This window comes from Streptomyces sp. NPDC003697, assembly GCF_053587115.1.
In genome coordinates this window covers 46,564-66,151 of sequence record NZ_JBSFNN010000021.1, presented here as the reverse complement: position 1 = coordinate 66,151, position 19,588 = coordinate 46,564, and the positions used below count along the sequence as shown (strand labels likewise).

At 70.5% G+C, this 19,588-nt stretch carries 17 protein-coding genes; 9 read left to right on the top strand and 8 right to left on the bottom strand.

Features of this window, described 5'->3' with window-relative positions:
• Positions 1–78: 78 nt before the first annotated feature.
• A complete protein-coding gene (locus ACWDNY_RS11740; RefSeq protein ID WP_451645569.1) occupies positions 79–879 on the bottom strand; it encodes a TIGR03084 family metal-binding protein in 801 nt (266 codons plus the stop codon).
• A 181-nt stretch (positions 880–1,060) separates the two neighbouring features.
• Here ACWDNY_RS11740 and ACWDNY_RS11735 point away from each other — a divergent pair, with 181 nt between their 5' ends.
• The 4 genes from ACWDNY_RS11735 to ACWDNY_RS11720 all read left to right on the top strand — a co-directional run bounded on the left by ACWDNY_RS11735 (position 1,061) and on the right by ACWDNY_RS11720 (position 5,206).
• Complete coding sequence (locus tag ACWDNY_RS11735; protein WP_451645568.1) at positions 1,061–2,050, top strand: DUF1702 family protein; 990 nt, start codon at positions 1,061–1,063, stop codon at positions 2,048–2,050.
• Between the two features lie 48 nt (positions 2,051–2,098).
• Positions 2,099–3,076 (top strand): DUF1702 family protein, encoded by a 978-nt coding sequence (locus ACWDNY_RS11730; RefSeq protein WP_451645567.1) that lies wholly within the window; start codon positions 2,099–2,101, stop codon positions 3,074–3,076.
• Between the two features lie 65 nt (positions 3,077–3,141).
• Complete coding sequence (locus ACWDNY_RS11725; protein ID WP_451645589.1) at positions 3,142–4,437, top strand: cytochrome P450; 1,296 nt, start codon at positions 3,142–3,144, stop codon at positions 4,435–4,437.
• Between the two features lie 592 nt (positions 4,438–5,029).
• Positions 5,030–5,206: a hypothetical protein gene (locus ACWDNY_RS11720; protein WP_451645566.1), complete on the top strand. Its 177-nt coding sequence runs from the start codon at positions 5,030–5,032 to the stop codon at positions 5,204–5,206.
• Between the two features lie 271 nt (positions 5,207–5,477).
• Here ACWDNY_RS11720 and ACWDNY_RS11715 read toward each other — a convergent pair whose 3' ends face one another.
• Positions 5,478–6,785: an MFS transporter gene (locus tag ACWDNY_RS11715; RefSeq protein ID WP_451645565.1), complete on the bottom strand. Its 1,308-nt coding sequence runs from the start codon at positions 6,783–6,785 to the stop codon at positions 5,478–5,480.
• Between the two features lie 545 nt (positions 6,786–7,330).
• Between ACWDNY_RS11715 and ACWDNY_RS11710 the strand changes: the two genes are divergently transcribed.
• Genes ACWDNY_RS11710 through ACWDNY_RS11695 form a run of 4 tightly spaced genes read left to right on the top strand, consistent with a single transcriptional unit; the run spans position 7,331 to position 11,693 of the window.
• Positions 7,331–8,683, top strand: a complete 1,353-nt coding sequence (locus ACWDNY_RS11710) for a condensation domain-containing protein (RefSeq protein ID WP_451645564.1) — start codon at positions 7,331–7,333, stop codon at positions 8,681–8,683.
• Entirely contained in the window at positions 8,683–8,949 is a 267-nt protein-coding gene (locus ACWDNY_RS11705) for an acyl carrier protein (protein WP_451645563.1), read from the top strand. Before ACWDNY_RS11710 ends, ACWDNY_RS11705 begins: the two co-directional genes overlap by 1 nt.
• Before the next feature lie 4 nt (positions 8,950–8,953).
• Complete coding sequence (locus ACWDNY_RS11700; RefSeq protein ID WP_451645562.1) at positions 8,954–10,417, top strand: AMP-binding protein; 1,464 nt, start codon at positions 8,954–8,956, stop codon at positions 10,415–10,417.
• A complete protein-coding gene (locus ACWDNY_RS11695; RefSeq protein WP_451645561.1) occupies positions 10,398–11,693 on the top strand; it encodes an ATP-grasp domain-containing protein in 1,296 nt (431 codons plus the stop codon). Before ACWDNY_RS11700 ends, ACWDNY_RS11695 begins: the two co-directional genes overlap by 20 nt.
• 258 nt (positions 11,694–11,951) lie before the next feature.
• On the opposite strand, the gene ACWDNY_RS11690 is transcribed toward ACWDNY_RS11695, so the two are convergent.
• The 3 genes from ACWDNY_RS11690 to ACWDNY_RS11680 form a co-directional block, all read right to left on the bottom strand.
• On the bottom strand, positions 11,952–12,620 hold the full coding sequence (locus tag ACWDNY_RS11690) for a Type 1 glutamine amidotransferase-like domain-containing protein (RefSeq protein ID WP_451645560.1): 669 nt from the start codon (positions 12,618–12,620) through the stop codon (positions 11,952–11,954).
• 467 nt (positions 12,621–13,087) lie between these two features.
• Complete coding sequence (locus tag ACWDNY_RS11685) at positions 13,088–13,519, bottom strand: SgcJ/EcaC family oxidoreductase (protein ID WP_451645558.1); 432 nt, start codon at positions 13,517–13,519, stop codon at positions 13,088–13,090.
• Between the two features lie 301 nt (positions 13,520–13,820).
• A complete protein-coding gene (locus ACWDNY_RS11680) occupies positions 13,821–14,972 on the bottom strand; it encodes an acyl-CoA dehydrogenase family protein (protein ID WP_451645557.1) in 1,152 nt (383 codons plus the stop codon).
• Between the two features lie 255 nt (positions 14,973–15,227).
• Here ACWDNY_RS11680 and ACWDNY_RS11675 point away from each other — a divergent pair, with 255 nt between their 5' ends.
• Positions 15,228–16,256, top strand: coding sequence for a carboxymuconolactone decarboxylase family protein (locus ACWDNY_RS11675; protein WP_451645588.1), 1,029 nt, complete (start codon positions 15,228–15,230; stop codon positions 16,254–16,256).
• Between the two features lie 201 nt (positions 16,257–16,457).
• On the opposite strand, the gene ACWDNY_RS11670 is transcribed toward ACWDNY_RS11675, so the two are convergent.
• The 3 genes from ACWDNY_RS11670 to ACWDNY_RS11660 all read right to left on the bottom strand — a co-directional run bounded on the left by ACWDNY_RS11670 (position 16,458) and on the right by ACWDNY_RS11660 (position 19,516).
• Complete coding sequence (locus ACWDNY_RS11670) at positions 16,458–17,468, bottom strand: GNAT family N-acetyltransferase (RefSeq protein ID WP_451645556.1); 1,011 nt, start codon at positions 17,466–17,468, stop codon at positions 16,458–16,460.
• Between the two features lie 134 nt (positions 17,469–17,602).
• Positions 17,603–18,769, bottom strand: a complete 1,167-nt coding sequence (locus tag ACWDNY_RS11665; protein ID WP_451645555.1) for an epoxide hydrolase family protein — start codon at positions 18,767–18,769, stop codon at positions 17,603–17,605.
• Between the two features lie 45 nt (positions 18,770–18,814).
• On the bottom strand, positions 18,815–19,516 hold the full coding sequence (locus ACWDNY_RS11660; protein WP_451645554.1) for a DUF2306 domain-containing protein: 702 nt from the start codon (positions 19,514–19,516) through the stop codon (positions 18,815–18,817).
• Positions 19,517–19,588 lie beyond the last annotated feature (72 nt).

Genomic DNA, 19,588 nt, shown 5'->3' with positions numbered 1-19,588 from the left:
GTGCGCTGTGACCTGGAGGGCGGTCGTTCGCCGGCATCCAGGCTCGGGTGCCACGAACGGGCGGCACGCGGGCGCCGATCAGCGCCCGGCCCGCGCGAACTGGCCCGGCCTGCGCCCGGGTCCGGTCGGGCCGCGGTAGGCCTGGGCGATGTCGAGCCACTGGTCGGCGTCCGGACCGGAGGCGGTGAGCGCGAGGTCGTCGCGGTGCCGGCGCCGGGTGGCCAGCAGACAGAGATCGACGGCGGGGCCGGTGATCTGCTGCTCCGCGTCGAGAGCGCCGAGCATCCACGTCTGGCCGGAGGGCGCCGTCAGTTCGAAGCGCAATCCCTTGCGGGGCCGCGGCAGACCATGTGACTCGTAACCGAACTCCCAGGTGAGACAGGTGTATTCGGCGACATGCCGAACTCGGTCGGTGTACTGGCGCTCGACTTCGAGCGCGTCGGCGATGTCCTGGCCGTGCGCGAACGTCTCCATGATCCCGGCGGCCGCCAGCACCGCCGCCGGAATCGGCCGGACCAGCCACGGCACCAGCCGCTCCCGGGGCACACGATTCAGCGCCCGCTCGGTCGCCGCCCGCTGGGTCCGCCAGGTTTCGATCAAATGTGCTCCTTCCAGGGGCAGATACGGCTTCAGCCCGTTCTGGACGGCCTCGCCGAAGGTCGTGATTCCGGCGAGGAACGCCTTGAACCCGGCGGGATCCTCCGCCGCCTTCTCGGCCAGGCCGAACACCATGATCAGGTGGGCGACCTGGTGCCGGACCGACCATCCCTCGGCCGGAGTGGGCCGTGCCCACTCGGTCTCGCCGGCATCGGCGAGCAAGGCGTCGAGGGCGTTGCCCTCGGCCACCAGATCGCTGAGGACGTCGCTGTGCTGGGTCATGCCTCGTTCCTCTCTGCGGGCGGCTTGTCGCGAGGCCCAGTCTGGGGGGAGGCAGGGACCGGCCACTTCTCCGGCCGTGCTGTCGATGCACCGCCCACCGGCAGGGGCAACCGCGAAGAAGCACCGACTGCCCCGCCGTGGCGATGATGGTCCGGCCGTCGAGTCATTCGTGGAGGGGAACGTGGCGAGGACGTTGAGAGCGCTGCGGCGCGTGCTGCTGGCCCCCGACCTGGCCGAAGTGTCGTTCGCCCGGCGCGGCTTCGCACCGCTGCCCGCAAACGATCCCGCCACCCGGCTGGAGGACGTCCCGCGCGCCGTCGTGTGCGGCTTCGAGTGGGCCATGGAGGCACACGACACCCACGGTGTCGCGCATCGCCTGGATCTTCTGGATCCCGAACAACGCGGCTTCGGCTACGAGGGCGCCACCATGGCGTTCACCATCCTGGACGTGATGGGCCGCGGCCACCGGACCCGGGAGCTGCTCAACGGCCCGGGTCGCCCCCACGTCCTCCTCGCCTACATCGGCATCGGCTTCGCCATGGCACGGCTGCCACGCGTGATGTGGAGGAAGGTGCTGCCCGACCTCACCGGGCAGCCCTTCCACCCGGTGATGAGCTGGCTCGCGGTGGACGGCTACGGCTTCGACCTGGCCTATTTCCATACCCGCCGCTGGGTGGACGAGCAGCGGGTTCCCGCGAGTTATCCGTGGCAGGGCGCGCCCGCCTACTTTCCTCGTGCCGTCGACCAGGGCATCGGCCGTGCTCTGTGGTTCATCCACGGCGCCCGGCCCGAGCGGGTCGACGCGGCCATTCGCGGCTTCGCCGGGCACCGGCAGCCGGACCTGTGGAGCGGTGCCGGGCTCGCCTCCGCCTTCGCCGGCGGCTGCGGGACGGACACGTTCGACACGCTGCGGCGTCTGGCCGATCAGCATCTGCCGGAGCTGGCCCAGGGGGCGGTGTTCGCGATCCGCGCCCGCGACCTGGCGGGCTACGTGCCCGAGCACACGGCCGTCGCCGCGCGGGTGCTGACAGGCCTTTCGGTCGAGGCCGCGGTCGCCCTCGCCGACGACAGCGCCGTCGCGGAGGAGGAGGCGGGCGCGGTCCCGGCCTACGAGCAGTGGCGGCGTGCGATCCAAGCCCACTTCCTGCCCCAACGGGCCGTCCCCCGATGACACTTCAGCCCGCACGCCAGGAAAACAGCCGATAGGAAAGGGAAATCCATGCCGAGCACCATGGGCAGGCTGCGTCGCCGGATCCTGACGCCCAGCGTGACCGAGACCCTGCTGGAGACCCGCGGCTTCCACAGGAAGACGCCCGAGGCCCGGCAACTGCTCGAGACGATAGGCAGCAGGTTCCTGGAGGGGTACGGCCACGCCATGGCCGCCCGCACCACGGACGAGGCCGAAGCACACCTGGAGGCGATACCGGAGCGGTTCCGCGGCTTCGCCTACGAGGGCGCGGGCATGGCGTACGGCGTCCTGGACGCGATGCCCGGCTGGAAAAGGGACGGCGTCGACCGCCTGCTGGCCGGCCGCGGCGGCGCGCACATCTACATGGTGTACGTCGGCATCGGCTGGTCCATGGGCCGGCTGCCGCGGTTCCGCTGGACGGACGTCGACTCCCTCGACCCCCTGCTGCGCTGGCTGGTGCTCGACGGCTACGGCTTCCACCAGGCGTACTTCCGCACCGACCGGTATGTGCACCAGCAGTACCGGGACGAGCGGTTTCCCTGGCCCGCCCACGACTTCCCCCACTACACCGGCCGCGCCATCGACCAGGGCATCGGTCGTGCCCTGTGGTTCGTGTGCGGCACCGACCCCGGCCTCGTCGCCACGACGATCGCGAAGTTTTCCAAGACGCGCCACGCGGACCTCTACAGCGGCGTGGGCCTCGCCGCCACGTACGCCGGCGGCTGCGACGAGGAAGAGCTGACGGCGCTGCGCGATCAGGCGGGACCCCATCGGGGCGCGCTGGCACAGGGCAGCGCCTTCGCCGCGGAGGCCCGGCTGCGCGCCGGGCTGATGGTGCCGCACACCGCGTCGGCCACCCGGGTCCTGTGCGGCCTGGAGCCGGACGAGGCCGCCCGCATCACCCAGGAGGTCCGCCCGCGGGCGGCGGGGACGGGATTTCTGCCGGCGTACGAAGTGTGGCGGCAGGCCATCGCCGAGCGGATCGCCGCCGGGACGGAGCGCCGGTGACCGGCGTGACCGGCGCGGCCCCGCGGGTTCCCCCCTCGCCGCCGCTGCGCGCAGTGCCGTCCCTGATGCGGCAGCTGGCCAGGGACCGCCTGTCGATGATGACGGCCGCCGCCGGCTACGGCGACGCGGTGCGGCTCTCCCTCGGCCCGAAGACGCTGTACTTCTTCAACCATCCCGACCACGCCAAGCACGTGCTCGCGGACAACGCCGCCAACTACCACAAGGGCATCGGCCTGGCCCAGGCCCGGCGCGCTCTCGGGGACGGCCTGCTGACCAGCGAGGGCGAACTCTGGCACCGGCAGCGCAAGGTGATCCAGCCCGCCTTCCAGCACCGGCGGATCGCCCAGCAGGCGGGAGCCGTGGCCGAGGAGGCGGCGGCACTGGTCGAGCGGCTGCGCGGGCACGAGGGGCGTGGGCCGGTGAACCTGACGCGGGAACTGACGGGGCTGACGTTGGGCGTGCTGGGCCGCACGCTGCTCGACACCGGCCTGGAGGAGTTCACCGACCTCGGCCATGCCTTCGAGGCGGTCCAGGAACAGGCCATGTTCGAGATGGTCACCATGGGCGCAGTGCCGATGTGGATCCCGTTGCCCCACCAGATGCGCTTCCGGCGGGCTCGTGTCCGTCTGCAGCAAGTGGTCGAGCGGTTGGCGGCGCAGCGACTCGCGCGCGGCGGGATCGAGGAGGGGGACGACGCCCTGTCGCGGTTGATCGCCTCGGTGCGTTCGGAGGCCGACCCGCGAACCGGTGAGCGGCGACTGCGGGATGAGCTGACCACTCTGCTGCTGGCGGGCCACGAGACCACCGCTTCCACCCTCGGCTGGGCCTGCTACCTGATGGACCGTCACCCAGAGGTCCGGGAGCGGTTGCACCAGGAGGCGGTGGAGGTACTGGGCGACCGGCTCCCCCGCTACGAGGATCTGCGCCTGCTGCCGTACACGACCATGGTGGTCGAGGAGACGATGCGGCTGTATCCGCCGGTGTGGATTCTGCCCCGGCAGGCGCAGGCCGCCGACGAGATCGGCGGCTACCGTGTCCCGGCCGGCGCGGACGTCCTGATCAGCCCTTACACACTGCACCGGCACCCGGATTTCTGGGACGCTCCGGGGCAGTTCCGGCCCGAGCGGTTCGCGCCCGGGAAGCGGGGCGACCGCCCGCGCTACGCCCACATCCCGTTCGGCGCGGGACCGCGGGTGTGCGTCGGCAGCAGTCTGGGGCTGATGGAGGCCGTGTTCACCGTGGCACTGCTGTGCCGGGAGCTGCGCCTGGAGAAGGTGCCCGGCCTTCGGGTGGTCCCGGAGCCGATGCTGTCGCTCGGGATGCGCGGCGGGCTGAAGGTGACGGTCCGGACGGCGCGATGATGCGCCGGGGGCGACGGGGTTCCTCCCCCCGCCCCCGGCCGGCCGCCGGCACGAGGTCCTCCCTCCAGGAGCGGCCGACCGAATCCGCTGCAGTGCCATCGGCACGGGTGGGGTCGCGAACGCCCCTCCATAAGCGACGACGGGCTGCGGCCCCCGGCAGCGCCGGACGGTGTCGGTCACCTGGCTGCCGCTCGCCGGGACCATCGGCCGGGTGCTGGATCGTGGCTGTGGGGCCGGCTCGGCGACCGCGCTGCCCGCCGGGCATCCATGCTCTTCGCCGGGACCAGGCCATCACAGCCCGCTACGGAGCCGTCGTCTACCCGGCGACGCGGACACGGTCGCGGGCCCCGTCCCGGGGCAACGCCGCGACATCCGTGCACTGTTCGGCATAAGGCAACTGCGGCTCCGCCCCGGCCGTCACGGCCGCGGCGCATCGGCGTCGGGCTGACCCCGTGCGGATTCCTGCGGTGGGTGCCCGCCGAGCCGGCCCGCCCGGGCTACTGCGAGTCCGACTCCGCGGACGTCGGACGCAACGCCGCCGTGCTCCGGCGACCTGTGCCGGCTTTGGTCCGTACCGTCTCGGGGACAGGACATGCGTGGAATCGGTGCGCCGGGCGGTGCGTTCGCGCACGAGCCCGGCCTCCTCGGGCCGGGCCGGCGCGGGGGCGTATTCGACGTCTGCACGGCAGCGCACCGCCTCGGCTGCCTGCCGGTCGCCGGAGGGGGCGAGGAACTGCAGCACGCTCAAGGCGGCAAGCTGGACAGGTGAGAGGCCCAGGCGCCCGTGGCGCGGCTACCGCTCGGTGAAGTCCTCGTCGTTCCACCGTCCGGCGAGACGGTCTCGTACCGTCTCGCCGTCGTGTCGTGCGGGTCCGCGCTCGCACGCCCGTCCCGCGCGGTCGGAGCTTGGACTGCCCACCGGGACGGGGGCGGAGGGACGACGGGCACCTCGAGGGCCCTACAGGTCTTCGAAGCAGCCCGCGGGCCTGCTGATCAGGCTGCCGTACCGGAAAACTCCGAGGTTCCCGACAGAGCAGGGCTCAGACGGGGTCGTCGGCGGGTGAAGGGGTGGGGGTTGAGGTTTCGGCTGTCACGGGTTCGGTGGCCGGCCGGGTGCGTACCCCCCAGCCGGCGATGGCGGGGCCGGCCAGGCCGAGCAGGAGCAGGAGCGCGCCGAGTCCGAGCCAGCCGATGCGGCCGTGGCTCAGTGCGAGGCCGAGCAGCAGGGCTGGGGCGACGGCTTTGGCTGCTGCTGATGCGGCGGAGGAGAATCCTTGGTATTGGCCCTGAGCGTAGGCGGGGGGGAGCCCGTATTCGAAGGCGAAGGTGCCGGACACGTACCAGATTTCGCCCAGGGTGAGCAAGACCATGCCGATGATCAGCAGGAGGAGCGCGGCCCAGGCGGGCAGGTCGGCCATGAGGCTGAGGGCGGCGCACCCGAGGAGGAGGGCGATGCCGGCCCGGCGCAGTGCCGTTCCGCCGTCGGTGATCGTCTGAACCTTGTCGCCGAGCCTTACCTGGAGCAGTACGACGAGTGCCGTGTTCAGGACGAAGGCCACGGTGACGGCCCAGGCCGGTGCGTGGGTGTGGCCCACGATCCATACCGGGACCATGATTTCCATGATCATGTTCTGTACGGCCATGGCGCCGCCGACGAGTGCGTAGGCGACGAAGGCCTTGTCCCGCAGCGCGATCCGTTTCGGTGCCGGTGCGGTGACAGTGCCGGTCTCGCCAGTGTGCGGTGCGTTCTGAGAGGGTCGGGGCAGGGGCTGGTAGTTCGGCAGTCGCAAGAGCAGCAAGAGTGCCGTCACCTGGGCGGCGCTGAAGGTGAGGGCCAGAATGCGGTAAGCGGTCGGGGTGCCGATCTCGATGCCGATACCGGCGATCAGGGAGCCGAGTGCCACTCCCAGGTTTGTCACAGCCCTGGTCTGGGATCGGATGGTGACGGTGCGCTCACCACCGACGCGGCGAAGGAGTGCGCCGGCGGACGGGAAATAGGCTGCGAGGCTGAAGCCCATGAGGGTCTGGACGGCGAGCACGGTCCAGAAGTTCTGGACGAAGAGGTAGGCGACGCCGACAACGCCCAGTGCGGCAAGGGCTGCTGTCATCACATGGCGTGGGCCGACTCGGTCGGCGAGTGCGCCGGCGGGGATCGAGGCCGGTATGGCCAGCAGGCCGGAGACGGTGAAGGCCAGCCCGACCTCGGCCGCCGGGAGGCCGACTATGCGGGTGAAGTACAGGATGCTGATCGGCAGGAGGATTCCGGCGCCGATCGTGCCGATGAATGTCGATGTTACGTATGTGCGCTCAATGCCCGATTCAGGGAAGAGGGACTTGACGAAGGCCATTGGATTTAATGTGGACATGTCCGCCTTCTGTGATCATTGGCGCCGGTACCAGCTGCGTGCAGCACGCCGCACTCTGACGTTGATCCGAACGTGACAACATCCTGCCGGCCGCCTGCCCGTTACTGCGGGCCATGCTGAATCGGGTTGATACAGGCAGACACCATAGTGCCCGTTGAGGAGGGGGTCTTCTTCCAACGTGCTCTGCTGCGCCGGGCCGGGGCGGGAGGGGGCGTCAGGTGGCCGCTCCGGCGCTTGTTGTCTGCTGTCGGCAGGTGCCGGCCGTTCTTTCCCACCAACCGATCACGCGGTCGTGGGGGCGCTTCGTCGCGGCGAGCGGATATCACAGGTCAGGGCGGCGCGTTGCGGGATCCACCGGCGCGGGCCGTCAGCAATCTGAAAGTTGTCCGCGTCACCAGCCGGGACATAACTTCGGCATCGCATGCACCGTGCAGCTCAATGAGACGTATTCGCGTAAACGTTACTACTCAACGGCGTTGACACGCTCCGGTCGTGTTCGAACGCGGCTGAAGAAGGTAGTTGGCCAGATGCGAGAAACTGAGGGATCCATCCGGTATCCGCTCTCCGCCCAGTTGACATCGTGCTGCATCAGCGAACCGGGCGGAAAGGACATGGCGAAGTTCGTCATGCCCATGGCCTTGCGGATCAGGGGCAGCGTGGACTCCGCAGCTCTGCAGGGCGCGCTGGATGACGTGGTGGCCCGGCACGAATCGCTGCGGACCGTGATGACGTGCGGCTGCGGGGACGGCGACGCCGGGTACCAGACGGTGCTGCAACCGGCCCCGGTGCCGTTCACCGAGCACCAACTGGGCGCGGGACCGGGCAAGTCGCGCGACGAGGTCGCCGAGGAACTGCTCACCACGCTCTACGCGGAGACCATGTCGAGGTTCGCCACGCCGCTGGTGCGGGCAGCGCTGTACCGGTTCGACGACCGTGACGCGGTGCTGACCATCCTGAGCCACCACCTCGCCGGTGACGCGTGGTCCACGCATCTGCTCCGGCGCGACTTGGCCGCCTTCTACCGGGCCCGGACCGCCGGGACGGCGCCCGAGCTTCCGCCGGTGCGCCAGTACGGTGAGTACGCCCTGTGGCAGCAGGAGCGGCTGAGCGGTGCGAAGGCGGGGACGGACCGGGAGTACTGGGCCGGCCGGCTCGCCGGTTCGCAGGTCTTCGCGCTGCCGGCCGACCATCCCGACGGTGTCGTCGGAGCCGGCGGCGCCCCGTACGGCAGCGCCACCTTCGACCTCGGTCCCCAGGAGATGAGCGAGGTCCGCGCACGTGCACGCGGGGAGCGCTGCTCCACCTGGCACGTTCTGGCCGCGGCCGGCGCGATGCTGGCCGCCCGGATCTCCGGCGAGACCGACGTGACGCTGATGACCCTCAGGGCCCCCCGCGACAATCCGGCGTTCCAGGACACGGTCGGCATCTTCGTCGACACGCTGCCGCTGCGGATCGACCTCGGCGGTTGTAGGACCTTCCGGGACGTCCTGCTCCGCGCGCGGAGCACGTGCCTGGAGGCATACCGTCATGCGCTGCCGAGTTGCATCCTCGGACAAGAAGTGCCCGATTTCATGGAGCCGTTCGGGAAGGCGGAGAACATGCCGACCTTCTTCAATTACTCCGCTCACAAGCCGGCGAATGAGGAAATCCAGTTCGCCGACGGAGTCGATCGGGTCGCCTTCCGGCAGGAAATGCCACTCGAACGGGGCGGCTGGTGCGTCTGGGGTATGTGGGAGCTTCCGTCCGGCGGGCTGCGCAGTCAGCTCGAGTACTCCCCCGATCGGCTCGAGGCCGGCACCGCCGATCGCTGGATCAACGACTTCCGCGACCTGGTCCTGCGCATCACCCACACTCCTGATCAGACCTGGAAGGACAACTAGTGGAAACCGCCACGGGCAACGACCTCAGCCAGCAGGTACTCGCCGCGGTACTCGCCGCCGCCCGGCGCGTCCACCACGAGGACGTCGACGAGACCCTCGACCCGGTCGCCGCCGGTTTCGACTCGATCGCCGCAGTGGAGATGGCCAGCATCCTCGAGGAGGAACTCGGCGTCGACTGCACGATCGTGGACGTCTTCGACACCACCTCACTGGCCGAACTGGCCGCCCTCCTGGTCCAGCGCATCAACGACACCGGCGGCCGGTAACGCCGTGGACAGGACCGCAGCGTGCCCGGTGGTGGACCGGGTCGAGCGCACCGCCGCGCGGTACCCCGAACACACCGCGGTGGTCACCGCGACCGAGCGGTTCACCTATCGGGAGCTGTGGTGTCAGGTGGGTCGGTGGCAGGAGCGGTGCGCAGCGCTCGTGCTGCCGCCCGGGGCGCTGATCGCGGTCCTCGCTGGCAGCGGGGCGAGCTGGCCTGCGGCCTTCCTCGGCGCCCGGGCCGCCGGGCTGGTGCCCCTGCTCGTCGACGTACAGCAGCCGGCGGCCAGGGTCGACGCGGTCCTGGCGGCGGCCCGGCCGTCGGCCGTGCTGCGGCCGGAGAGCGACGAGGCCGAGCCGATCGCAGGGCCGGACCGGCGCATCCTGCCGGCCGGCGCCGGCTACGTGGTGTTCTCCTCCGGCAGCCAGGGAACCGCGAAGGGCATCATCGGCCGGGCCGCCGGGCTGCTGGCCTTCATCGACTGGGAGATCAACACGCTGGGGCTGGGGCCCGGCAGCCGGGTGGCGATGCTGACCTCCCCGTCGTTCGACGTGGTCTACCGCGACCTGCTGCTTCCGCTGTGCTGCGGCGGCGAACTGCACATCGCCGCACCCACCGTCCGCGCCACCCCGGCCGCGGTGCTTCCCTGGCTCGCCGGCAGCGCCGTCGAGGTGCTGCACGCGGTGCCGAGCCTGAGCGCGCGTTGGCTCGCCGCCGCCCCGTCGACCACCGTCGATTCGCTGCGCTGCACACTGTTCGCCGGGGAACCGCTGTACGGGCGACATGTGCAGCGGTGGCGGTCTGCCGCACCGTCCACGGCGGTCGTCAACCTCTACGGACCGTCGGAGACCACGCTCGCCAAGTTCCACTACAGCGTCCCCGCCGACTGCGATCCCGGCCTGCAGCCGGTCGGCCGCCCACTGCCCGGCGCCGTGCTAGGCCTCGAACCCGCCGCGCCGGCGGGAACACCGACAAACGCTCAGCAGGTTGTCATCACCACACCGGACGGCTCGCTGGGGTATCTGCCGGACACTTGCTCCGCCGACGACCGGAACCGGCTGCTGTGCACCGGCGGCGTGACTCGTTTCCGCACCCAGGACCGCGGCCTGCTGGACGGCACGGCAAACCTGGTGATCGTCGGTCGGTCGGACTCGCTCGTCAAACGCAGGGGCGTGTTCGTGGACATCGCCTCCATCGAGGCGGCCGCGGCCGGCCTGCCCGGGGTCCGGTCGGCGTGCTGCGTCCAGCTGACGACGAGCGGCGACGTCGTCCTGGTCGTCGAGGGACCCGATCCGGCCGCCGCCGCCGCACTGCGCCGCCCGCTGCGCAACGCCCTGGGCCCGGACATGCCGGACCGCGTGCTGGCGCTGCCGGCTCTGCCGCTGCTCCCCGGGGGCAAAGCCGACCGCCGGGGGATCAAGGAACTGCTGCACTTGGAGGAGACGGCCGATGACCGTCAGGCGTCCTGACCACACCGGCCCCTGCACCGTCGTCGTGTGCAGGTACCAGCCGGAGCTGCTTGCCGCGCTGCTGGACCACCCCGCACGCACCAGCCGCCACGTCGATGTCTGCGTGGTCCTGGAACGTGCCGACATCGTGTACGAGTCGCCGGACCAGCAGCTGCTCGCGCGGTGCCGGAAGGTCTACACCGTCGGCAGCTTCGACTCGCTGGCCGAACTGTCCGCCGTCGCCGTCGACCTGCGGCTGACCTGTCCGCCGGTCGTCCGGGTATGCAACCAGAACGAGCTGAGCCAGTTCGGCGCCGGCTACCTGCGCCTGCTCCTCGACGACGCTCCGGCCGACCCGAGGCATCATGTCGCGCACCGGGACAAGCGGCTGATGAAGCAGCTGGTCCGGGAGGCCGGCGTGCCCGTAACGCAGTTCCGGTCGCTGGCGGACGCTGGGGACGAGGCCGCCGTGGCCTCAGTCGCGGGCGAACTGACCTCGCCGCTGATCGTCAAACCGGCGGCGGGTTTCGGCGCCAGTTCCACCGTGAAGGTGGACGCCGCAGGGCTGGGTGCGGCGGCGAGCGGGCTGACGTTCGACCCGGCGCAGCGGTCCCGCCAGCTGATCGTGGAGGAGTTCGTGCCGGGCGAGGATCTGTGCGTCGACGCCGTCTGGTCCGGCGGGAAGGCGCTGACCTTCGTGGTGCAGCGCTATCTGCGACGGCGGATGACGGTCCTGGAGGGCGCGCTCGACGGATCGGTGATCGTGGCGCCTGAGGAGCATCCGGACCTGTACGCGCGGCTGCGGGAGATGCACGCGCGGGTCAATGCGGCGCTCGGTATCCACGACGGGCCGACGCATCTTGAGGTGTTCGAGCGGCCGGACCGGGACCTGGTCTTCTCCGAGATCGCCTCGCGTGCCGGCGGCGGCTGGATGCAGCACATGATCGGCGCCTATCACGGTCGTTCCACCTGGTCCCTGCTCGCCGACACCGTGCTGGGCGAGGACACTGCGCCGCTGCACCGGGCGTGGCCGCACGTCGGGGCGATCCACATTCGGCCGACCGCGCCCGGGATCATCACCGGCGCGCCGTCCGACGCCGAGCTCCGGGCCTTCCCCGGGACGATCACGTGGCACCGGCACCGGCAGATCGGTGACCGGGCCCGGCTGTCGAGCCCGTCCGAGTGGTATTTGGACCTGGTGCTCGGTGCGGACACCGCCGCAGAACTCGTCCAGACCTGTCTGCGGGCAGCCCGCACGTTCGCCATTGAGACCGACGCCGAGGCCGTGGTGGCCTGACGTCCGCAGCCCGGGATCGATCACCGCGTGGGGTGCCGGGGTCGGTGATGTCCCGATCTGGGGCGGCGGGGGCTCGCGCGCCTTGGGGGCCGGTGCGCCGTGATCGGCTCTGCTGGGGACGGCGTGCGGGAGGATCCGCGCGGGTGGTGCGGGAGGCGGGCGGTTACCTCGGGCGTCCCGGTCTCCGCGGTGTGTGGCCGCTGCGGTTGTGGTGCCGCCTTCAGGGAGAGCTGGTGAGGTGCCGCTTGGCGGGTGGTGTCATGGGTGGAACCGCCACCGGCCTTCGGAGATGACGTCCATCGTGTCGTCGCTGACGCGGACAGCCGTCTCGTCGTCGATGAAGTAGACCGGGAAGTCCGCCCGGGCGACGATGCGATCGGCCCAGGCGTCGTCCCGCTCCGGGAAACCTGGCGAGTACAGGTGTGGCTTCAGATACCAGTCGAAAAGACCGAAGGGCGGCCGAACGGTCACCGCGCCGAGCCGATGCAGGTCTGCGGTATCCCCGATGACGTCGGCCGAGTGCTCGGTGAGATTCCGGCTGAAGATCATGGACCCGGCGCTGACTCCCACGTAGACACGGCTCTCAAGCGCTTCCAGGATGCCGGCGGTCAGGCCGTTGCCGGTGATGCTGCGCGCGAGGTGGTAGTGGTTGCCCCCCTCGGCGTAGACGACGTCGGCGTGGAGCAGCCGGTCGAGCACCGTCTGCCGCGGCAGGCCGTTCAGCTCCAGGATGTCGAACTCCCGCCAGCCCAGGGCGTGCAGCTGGCTCATGTTGGCGACGAACCACCCGTGGTCTCCGGGCTCGGCGACGGCCGCCGTGGGGAGGTACACGATGTTCGCCGCTCCGAACGGCTTTCCCAGCATGTCCCGCAGCGCGTCCCGCAAGGTCTCGTTGCGCAGGCCGCCCGACGTCAGCAGAAGCTTCACCCAGCAGATCCAACCACGCCGGGCAGGCACGCACAACGCCTGCTGACGGCCGGTGCCCTGACGGATGGTCGCATCAGGATCAGCCGGTCGGCTCGGCGCAGAATGCCGATGCGGAACGGGGCGGTTCGGCCGTTGAGGCCGAGGCTGCCGTCGCGTCCCGGCGGTCGGTCTGCAGGGTTGGTTTCCTGGAGGGCCTCGATGGGGACGAGGACGATGCGCAGCGCGCAGGCCCGGTCGGCGGGGCCTGTTCCCGCCCGGGGTGGGCCCAGTGAAGGTGTGGGGCTGGTACGTGCACCGTGCTGCCGTATCCCGAATGTGTGCCCCCCCTCAGAGGAGGGGGCCTGTTGCGGTGTGCGGCTCTCCGCATCGCCTGTGACCTGACCGGCGCGCGCCGTTCGGCCTGTGGATCCGCCGTGTGTGCCGGCGATACGAAGCGTGTGCCGGCGCAGAATGTGGCCGGCGGCCCCTCAGGCGGTGGCGTGACGGGGGCTGTTCTGGTAGGCGGCCAGCCGCCATTGGCCGTCCTGTTTGACGGCGGTCCAAGAGGCGTGCACCGCCCGCTCGGCCGCGGGCTCTGTCTCGCCGGGGGCCAGGATGCCTCCGCGGGTGAGGAGGATGGCCGCCTCGGTGTTCAGGAAGCGGAGGTCGATCGGGGTTCCTGTGACACGGGTGCCCTGGTAGGGGCCGCTGAACGCGGTCTTGGCGAAGGCGCGGATGGCGGCGCGGCCTTTCTCGAACACGCCCGGCAGGACAAGTGTGCCGTCGGTGGTGAACACCTCGGCGAAGGCGTCGGAGTCGTAGGCCGCCCAGGCGTCGACGATGCGCTGGGGCAGGGCCGCAACGGCGGCTTTGTCCGCGTCGGGGATCTGGTCGCTGCCACTGGCGGTGTGCGGGTTCATGTCTGCTCCCTCGGGGGCGGGCTGATGTGGCCGGGCAGCGGTGCCTGCGGGCGGCGCTCCCCGGCCGGGGCCGCTGATGCGGTGCCCCCACCGTTGCACCGTGCCTGCGGCTGCCGCACCTTCCGGGTTGTGGATTCGGGGCCGGCTTCAGGGCGCCTGCGCACGCCGGAAGAAGCCGCCTGGCCGACGTGGGTGAGCGGGAGAACGGCAGGAGGCGCGGCCGGCCCCGTTTCCGGGGCGAGTTGCCTGGTGAGAGAGGTGTGCTGCGCCTGCGGGCCGGAACGCTGTCGAGCCGGGGGGGTCACGCGCTGGGCTTCGGGCCGTCTTTGTTCAGCCAGGACAGGGCGAGCAGTTGCCGGCACAGCTCGTTGGACGGCCCCATCAGGGACACTCCGCGGGCGTCTGCCAGCAGTCGGGGGAGAACGGCTCCGGACCGGTAGCCCGACGAGCCCAGCAGACGGGCCACCTCGAGGCACAACTCCTCTGCTGTTGTGGACGCGAAGAGTTTGCTGTGCAGTGTCGTCAGTTCTGGGCGTGGCGCGGTGCAGGCCCCGGCCCGTTCGACGATTCCTCGGGCGGCCTCCAGCCGGGTGGCCAGGTCGGTCAGCCGGTGCCGTACGAGCTGGCGTGCCAAGAGGCCGCTGCGAGTGGCGTGTTGTACGGCATGGTCCATCGCGGCCTGCGCGATGCCGACGGCCACCGCGCCCAGTGTCGCCCCGGTTGCGCGGCCCTCTGCGATGATCGCCTGTGCGTCGCCGGGTGGACCGAGGCGGCAGGCGTCCGGCGCGGAGCAGCGGCGCAGCGAGACGACGCCGGTTGCGGAGCCTCGCATGCCGGCGAGGTCCAGGCTCAGCTCCGGGTGGAGCCCCGGTGTGCTGCTGGGCAGGAGGAAGAAGGTCCGCGGTTCGCGCCGGCCGGTCCCGGCCGCAGTCGTGGGAGGTGGGGTGTGCACGAGCACCAGGTACAGGTCGGCCAGGCAGGCGGCCGTGGTGAAGGCTTTCACGCCCTGCAGCGTCCAGTGGCCGTCGCCGCTTTGGACGGCGGTGCTGTCCGCGTGGCGGATGCCGGGTCTTGAGGCGCCTTCGCTCCATGCTGAGGCGGCGAGCCAGCTGCCGTCGGCGAGGCGGGGCAGCAGGCCGGCCTTCTGGGCCGGTGTGCCCCAGACGGCGATCCGCAGGGCAACGGAGCAGTGCTGATAGGCGATGATCGCGATGGACGGGTTGACCTCGGCGAGTTGCTCGACGACCCGGTTCACCTCGGGTGCGCTGCCTCCCAGGCCGCCGTATTCCTTGGGGACGGCCGTGGCCAGCAGTCCGGATTCCCGCAGGCCGGAAAGGGCTGCTGTGTTCGGTCGTCCGGTGAGCGCGGACTCCTCCGCCGCTTCGCGCAGGGTGCTGCGCAGTGTCGCGGTCAGTCCCGCTCGCCTGTGTCCTGCGGACCGATCAGTTGACACGGCACCTCCTCGGATGGGGATCTCCATGTCTGTGTGCTCCGGAGCTGCAAGTGGTTCTGTGCGAGGGGCGTGGCGGCCATCCAGCGTTCAACCGGTGTGGGCGGTGCGCATCTTCCGCCGTGCCTCTTTAGCCGGCCGGGAGGGGGGAGGCACGGCGGAAGATGACCCGGGAAGGGGGTGGTTGGCAGGCTGCGATGCAGCCGGGGTCGCCCACGACGGGCGGGCAGCCGCTGCCTGGGAGGCTGAGCGATGAGGATGGCTGTGCGGACAGTGCTCCGCCGTGCGCGCAAGCAGGTGAGGTATGTGCAGGTGGTGCCGCCTGCACAGGCGCGCGGGGCGGTCGCCGAGGTGTACGCCCAGGCCCGACGGGACTTCGGTGTGCTGGCGCCTCCGCTGGCTCTGCACTCCCCCGCTCCCGCTGCGCTCGCCGCGGCGTGGCTGCTGCTGAGGGAGACCCTGCTGGCCGACGGGATCACCCGCCGGGCGGCACGCGAATCGGTCGCTGCCGGTGTGTCACGGGCCAACGCCTGTCCCTACTGCGTCGACGTCCACCAGGCGGCCCACGCCGTGCTGCAGTCGCCCTCTGACGATGATGCTGCGCTGGCCGCCTGGGCTCGGAGTGCCGGGGGCAGCGGTCAGGGGCCGCATGCCGCTGTGGCGCCGTTCTCCGCGCAGGAGGCTCCGGAGCTGCTCGGTGTGGCCGTCACGTTCCATTACCTCAACCGCATGGTGAGTATCTATCTTGCGGACTCGCCGATGCCCCGGCGCACCCCCTCCTTCCTGCGGGGGCCGATCATGCGGACGGTGGCGCGGGCCATGCGCCCCCGTGATCGGGGGCCTGTGGTCCCTGGTCGCTCCCTGAGACTGCTGCCGGCGGCGCCGCTGCCCGCCGGTCTGCAATGGGCCGAACCGAATCCGGTGGTGGCCGAGGCGCTCGGCCGGGCCGTGGCGGCCGTGGACGGTGCGGCCCTGTGGCTGCCGGAGCAGGTACGGGGGCTGGTACGTGCGCGCCTTGCGGCCTGGGACGGGCTGCCGGTGGGGCCGAGCCGCGCGTGGCTGGAGGAGGTGCTGTCCGAACTGCCGGTACCGGATCGGGCTGTTGCCCGGCTCGCGCTGCTGACGGCGTTCGCGCCCTACCAAGTGATGGCCGAGGACGTAGCCGCTGTGCGGGTGCGGTACCCCTCGGACCGGTCCCTGATCGAGCTCACCTCGTGGGCGGCGCTCGCGGCCGCCGTCTGCGTCGGTGGCCGCCTGACGGTGTGTCAGCCGGCTCCCGGGAGGTGATGGCGTGGGGAACGAGGATCGCACTGGCGAGGAGATGCCGTTGTGCGAGCCTGGGCGGAGCACTTGGGCCCCTTGTCGTTTCCGCCTGGGCCGGTGGGCCCGGGTGCTGCGGTGTCCGGGTGTGGACCGGGGCCGCACGCGCGGTCCTGAAGGAGGCTCTCCGCGAAGTGCGCGGCTCGGGCGGGCCGGGCGTGCGGTATGTCAGGAGCGCGGGTCACGGGGCATGCTCGTCGTGGCCGGCGGCTGCCGTTGTTGTTCGGGGAGGGCGTCGAGGAGGCGGTACTCGAGTGGGAGGGGGGAACTCGGCAGCCAGACGGGCTGAGGGGGGTCCGGCTCGGCCGAGTAAAGGACCGCGCGGAGAGGTAGCGAGGCCGGCAGTCCCTCCTGGCTCGGGGCGGGCTGGTGTCCGTGATAGGCGATCGACAAGGAGGGCTGCGCCAGTGCCCGCATGCGTACGATGAGTTCCGCCTCGTCCCCGGTGACCTTGGGGGGCAACGTCTGGGTGGGGATCGGCACGAAGCCCAGGCGAGCCTTGAATCCGAAGAGGCCGGGCTGGGCCGTGTGTCCGAGCAGCGAGGGGTCGTTGCCGAGTGAGGCCCAGATGTAGCCGCGTTCTCGTGCTGCGTCGAACGCCGCCATGTACATGAGTCGGGCGAGCATGCTCTGCCGGGCCGTGTCGGTCACCGCGGAGAACTGCAGGTGGACGAGGGACTGGTCGGGCCGCAGCCGGCCGAGACAGCCTCCGACCAGTACACCGTCGGCGTGCGCGAACACGCCCAGGAGGGTGTCCAGGTGGCCCAGCAGGTGGCGTTCCTGTCTCCTGGCGTAGTTCACACCGCTGGACATGACGGCGATCCGTTGGTCGTAGAGGTCGAGGAAGGTGTGCACGTCCTTTTCCCCGACGCGGGGCAGGACGTGGAGTTCGATGCCGCTCTTCTCGGCTGTCCGGGCAGCGTAGCGGTGGCTCTTGCGTTCCTTGCTCGACAGGCGTTGCCGGAAGGCGGCCGCTGAGTCGGTGAGGGGTGCGATCCAGTTGATCCACGACGGTTTGACGAGGAAGCCGGCGGCTTCCAGCTCCGTGCGTGGCTCCAGGTCGGCCAGTCGGACCCTGACGATGTCGATGTCGTGTGCGGGGTCGTGCCAGTCCCGTTCCAGCGCTTCCGTCAGGGTCGCATGTGCGATCCTGGCCTGTCCTTGAACGTCGATGCGCACTGCCGTCTCCCTGGCACGGTGATTCCTGTCGGGCAGGGCTGCCTGCCCGGTTCGCGCCGGTGGCCGCCCGGGGGCCGGGCAGGTGGTTCCCGGCCCCCTGAGGTCGCTGGGGGCGGCCTGCCCTGCGCCGGTGGTCAGCGGCTCTCGAGGGTGGCGGCTGACGTCCTGAGCGGACGGGCGAAGGAGCGGATGTCCCCGACGAGGAGGTCGGGCTGTTCCATGGCGGCGAAGTGACCGCCGCGGTCGAACTCGCTCCAGTGGGAGATGTGGGGCAGGAAGCGGTCCGCGAAGCGCCGGACCGGCAGGAAGATGTCGTGCGGGAACACCGCCACTCCCACCGGCACGGGAACGGGTTCTGGCATCGTCTGCCGTTCCTCTGCACCTTCGTAGTAGAACCCCGCGGAGGAGGCTGCGGTACGCGTCAGCCAGTAGATGGAGACGTTGGTGAGGAGGCGGTCACGGTCCACAGCGTCTTCGGGGACGCTGTGAGCGTCGGTCCATTCGTAGAATTTCTCGGCGATCCAGGCGAGTTGGCCGACCGGAGAGTCATGCAGGGCATACGCCAGGGTTTGCGGTCGGGTGGACATGATCTTCATGTAGCCCGAGAGTTCTGCATCGAACCGGGAGAAGCCGAGAAGCCGGAACTGATCGGATTCCGTCAGGGCGTTGAGCTCTTCGGGGGCGCCGGCGGGCGGCGCGATGAGCATGTTCACATGAACGCCGACCACCCGGTTTGGTGCGACCCGTCCAAGTTCGAGGGAAATGGGTGATCCCGCGTCTCCTCCTTGCGCAAGGTAACGGCCGTAGCCCAGGCGGTTCATGAGTTCTGCCCAGGCCAGGGCGATGCGGTGGACGTTCCATCCGCTCTCCCGGACGGCGCCCGAGAAGCCGAATCCGGGCAGCGAGGGGATGACCAGGTGAAAGGCCTGGCCCGGGTCTCCGCCGTGAGTGCGGGGATCCGTCAGCGGGCCGATCACGTCCATGAACTCCGCTACGGAACCCGGCCATCCGTGGGTGAGGATCAGCGGCAGCGCATCGGGTTCCGGGGACCGTACGTGCAGGAAGTGGATGTCTGCGCCGTCGATCACGGTCATGTACTGAGGGAAGGCATTGAGCTGCTTCTCCGCCGTTCGCCAGTCGTACTCCGTACGCCAGTATTCGGCCAGCTCCTGCAGATAGGAACGGGGAACTCCCCGGGTCCACCCGGTGCCCGGGAGCTCGGACGGCCAACGGGTTTCGGCCAGCCTGCGCTTCAGGTCGTCAAGATCTTCCTGCGGCACTTCTACGCGAAAGGGGCGCATACCTTGGGGTCCGTTCTGTGAAAGGAGCGCTGCCTGTACTTCCTCTTACCGCCGCGTCGCATCCCGGGCCGTCCGCTCCAGCCACCACTGGGCCAGCAGCAAGTTGATCACGAATCCGATCCAGGTTGCTGTTTCCAGGGCGAGGTTGAGCTTGGCGGGGTCGGCGAAGTTGTACTCGAACAGCGGCAGCACGTAGATGAGCAGGACCCGGCCCCATATGATCTGCAGGGTCAGCGCGAAGCTGTATGCCATCCAGCGCCGGTGCTCACGGTATCGGCGCTGACGGGCCGCTCGCAGGCCCACGACGGTCGTGGCCAGCCAGGCGACCGCGGCCACCGTGTTGCCGGCCGGGCCGGCCGAGAACGGCATGATGGCCAGGGCCAGCAGTCCGGAGGGGATCGCCCCGGCGAACACGTAGATTCGGCCGGACCACCGGTGGACGGCCGGATGATTCCGGCGCAGCCAGGGCCACACCTGCAGGCATACGGTCACCAGGGCCACGGTTCCGGAGAAGACATGCGCCACCAGCAGCGGATAGTGCCAGGGGATGTCCCGCCGCAGGTGGGGGATCCGCGCCTGGTCGGGGTCCAGGCTGAGATAGACGGGCAGGGAGTGGTTGATGAACCACAGTGCTATCAGGGAGAAAACCAGCGTCCAGATGTGGCGTCGGCGACCGTTCGGCTGAGCTGATTCGATGTCGGGAGACTCCGGGCCCGCGGGTTCGGATGTGTTCAGGGTCTGAGACACGGGTGACCTCTCTGCTCTGCACTGTCCGTACGGCGACACCGGTCGCCCCTGACGAAAGAATGCCGCGGACCG

Excerpts from the sequence above, each read along its gene's own strand:
- ACWDNY_RS11740 (WP_451645569.1), bottom strand. The coding sequence starts at position 879 with ATGACCCAGCACAGCGACGTCCTCAGCGATCTGGTGGCCGAGGGCAAC.
- ACWDNY_RS11730 (WP_451645567.1), top strand. The coding sequence starts at position 2,099 with ATGCCGAGCACCATGGGCAGGCTGCGTCGCCGGATCCTGACGCCCAGC.
- ACWDNY_RS11725 (WP_451645589.1), top strand. The coding sequence starts at position 3,142 with ATGCGGCAGCTGGCCAGGGACCGCCTGTCGATGATGACGGCCGCCGCC.
- ACWDNY_RS11720 (WP_451645566.1), top strand. The coding sequence starts at position 5,030 with ATGCGTGGAATCGGTGCGCCGGGCGGTGCGTTCGCGCACGAGCCCGGC.
- ACWDNY_RS11715 (WP_451645565.1), bottom strand. The coding sequence starts at position 6,785 with ATGGCCTTCGTCAAGTCCCTCTTCCCTGAATCGGGCATTGAGCGCACA.
- ACWDNY_RS11710 (WP_451645564.1), top strand. The coding sequence starts at position 7,331 with ATGCGAGAAACTGAGGGATCCATCCGGTATCCGCTCTCCGCCCAGTTG.
- ACWDNY_RS11695 (WP_451645561.1), top strand. The coding sequence starts at position 10,398 with ATGACCGTCAGGCGTCCTGACCACACCGGCCCCTGCACCGTCGTCGTG.
- ACWDNY_RS11685 (WP_451645558.1), bottom strand. The coding sequence starts at position 13,519 with ATGAACCCGCACACCGCCAGTGGCAGCGACCAGATCCCCGACGCGGAC.
- ACWDNY_RS11675 (WP_451645588.1), top strand. The coding sequence starts at position 15,228 with ATGGCTGTGCGGACAGTGCTCCGCCGTGCGCGCAAGCAGGTGAGGTAT.
- ACWDNY_RS11665 (WP_451645555.1), bottom strand. The coding sequence starts at position 18,769 with ATGCGCCCCTTTCGCGTAGAAGTGCCGCAGGAAGATCTTGACGACCTG.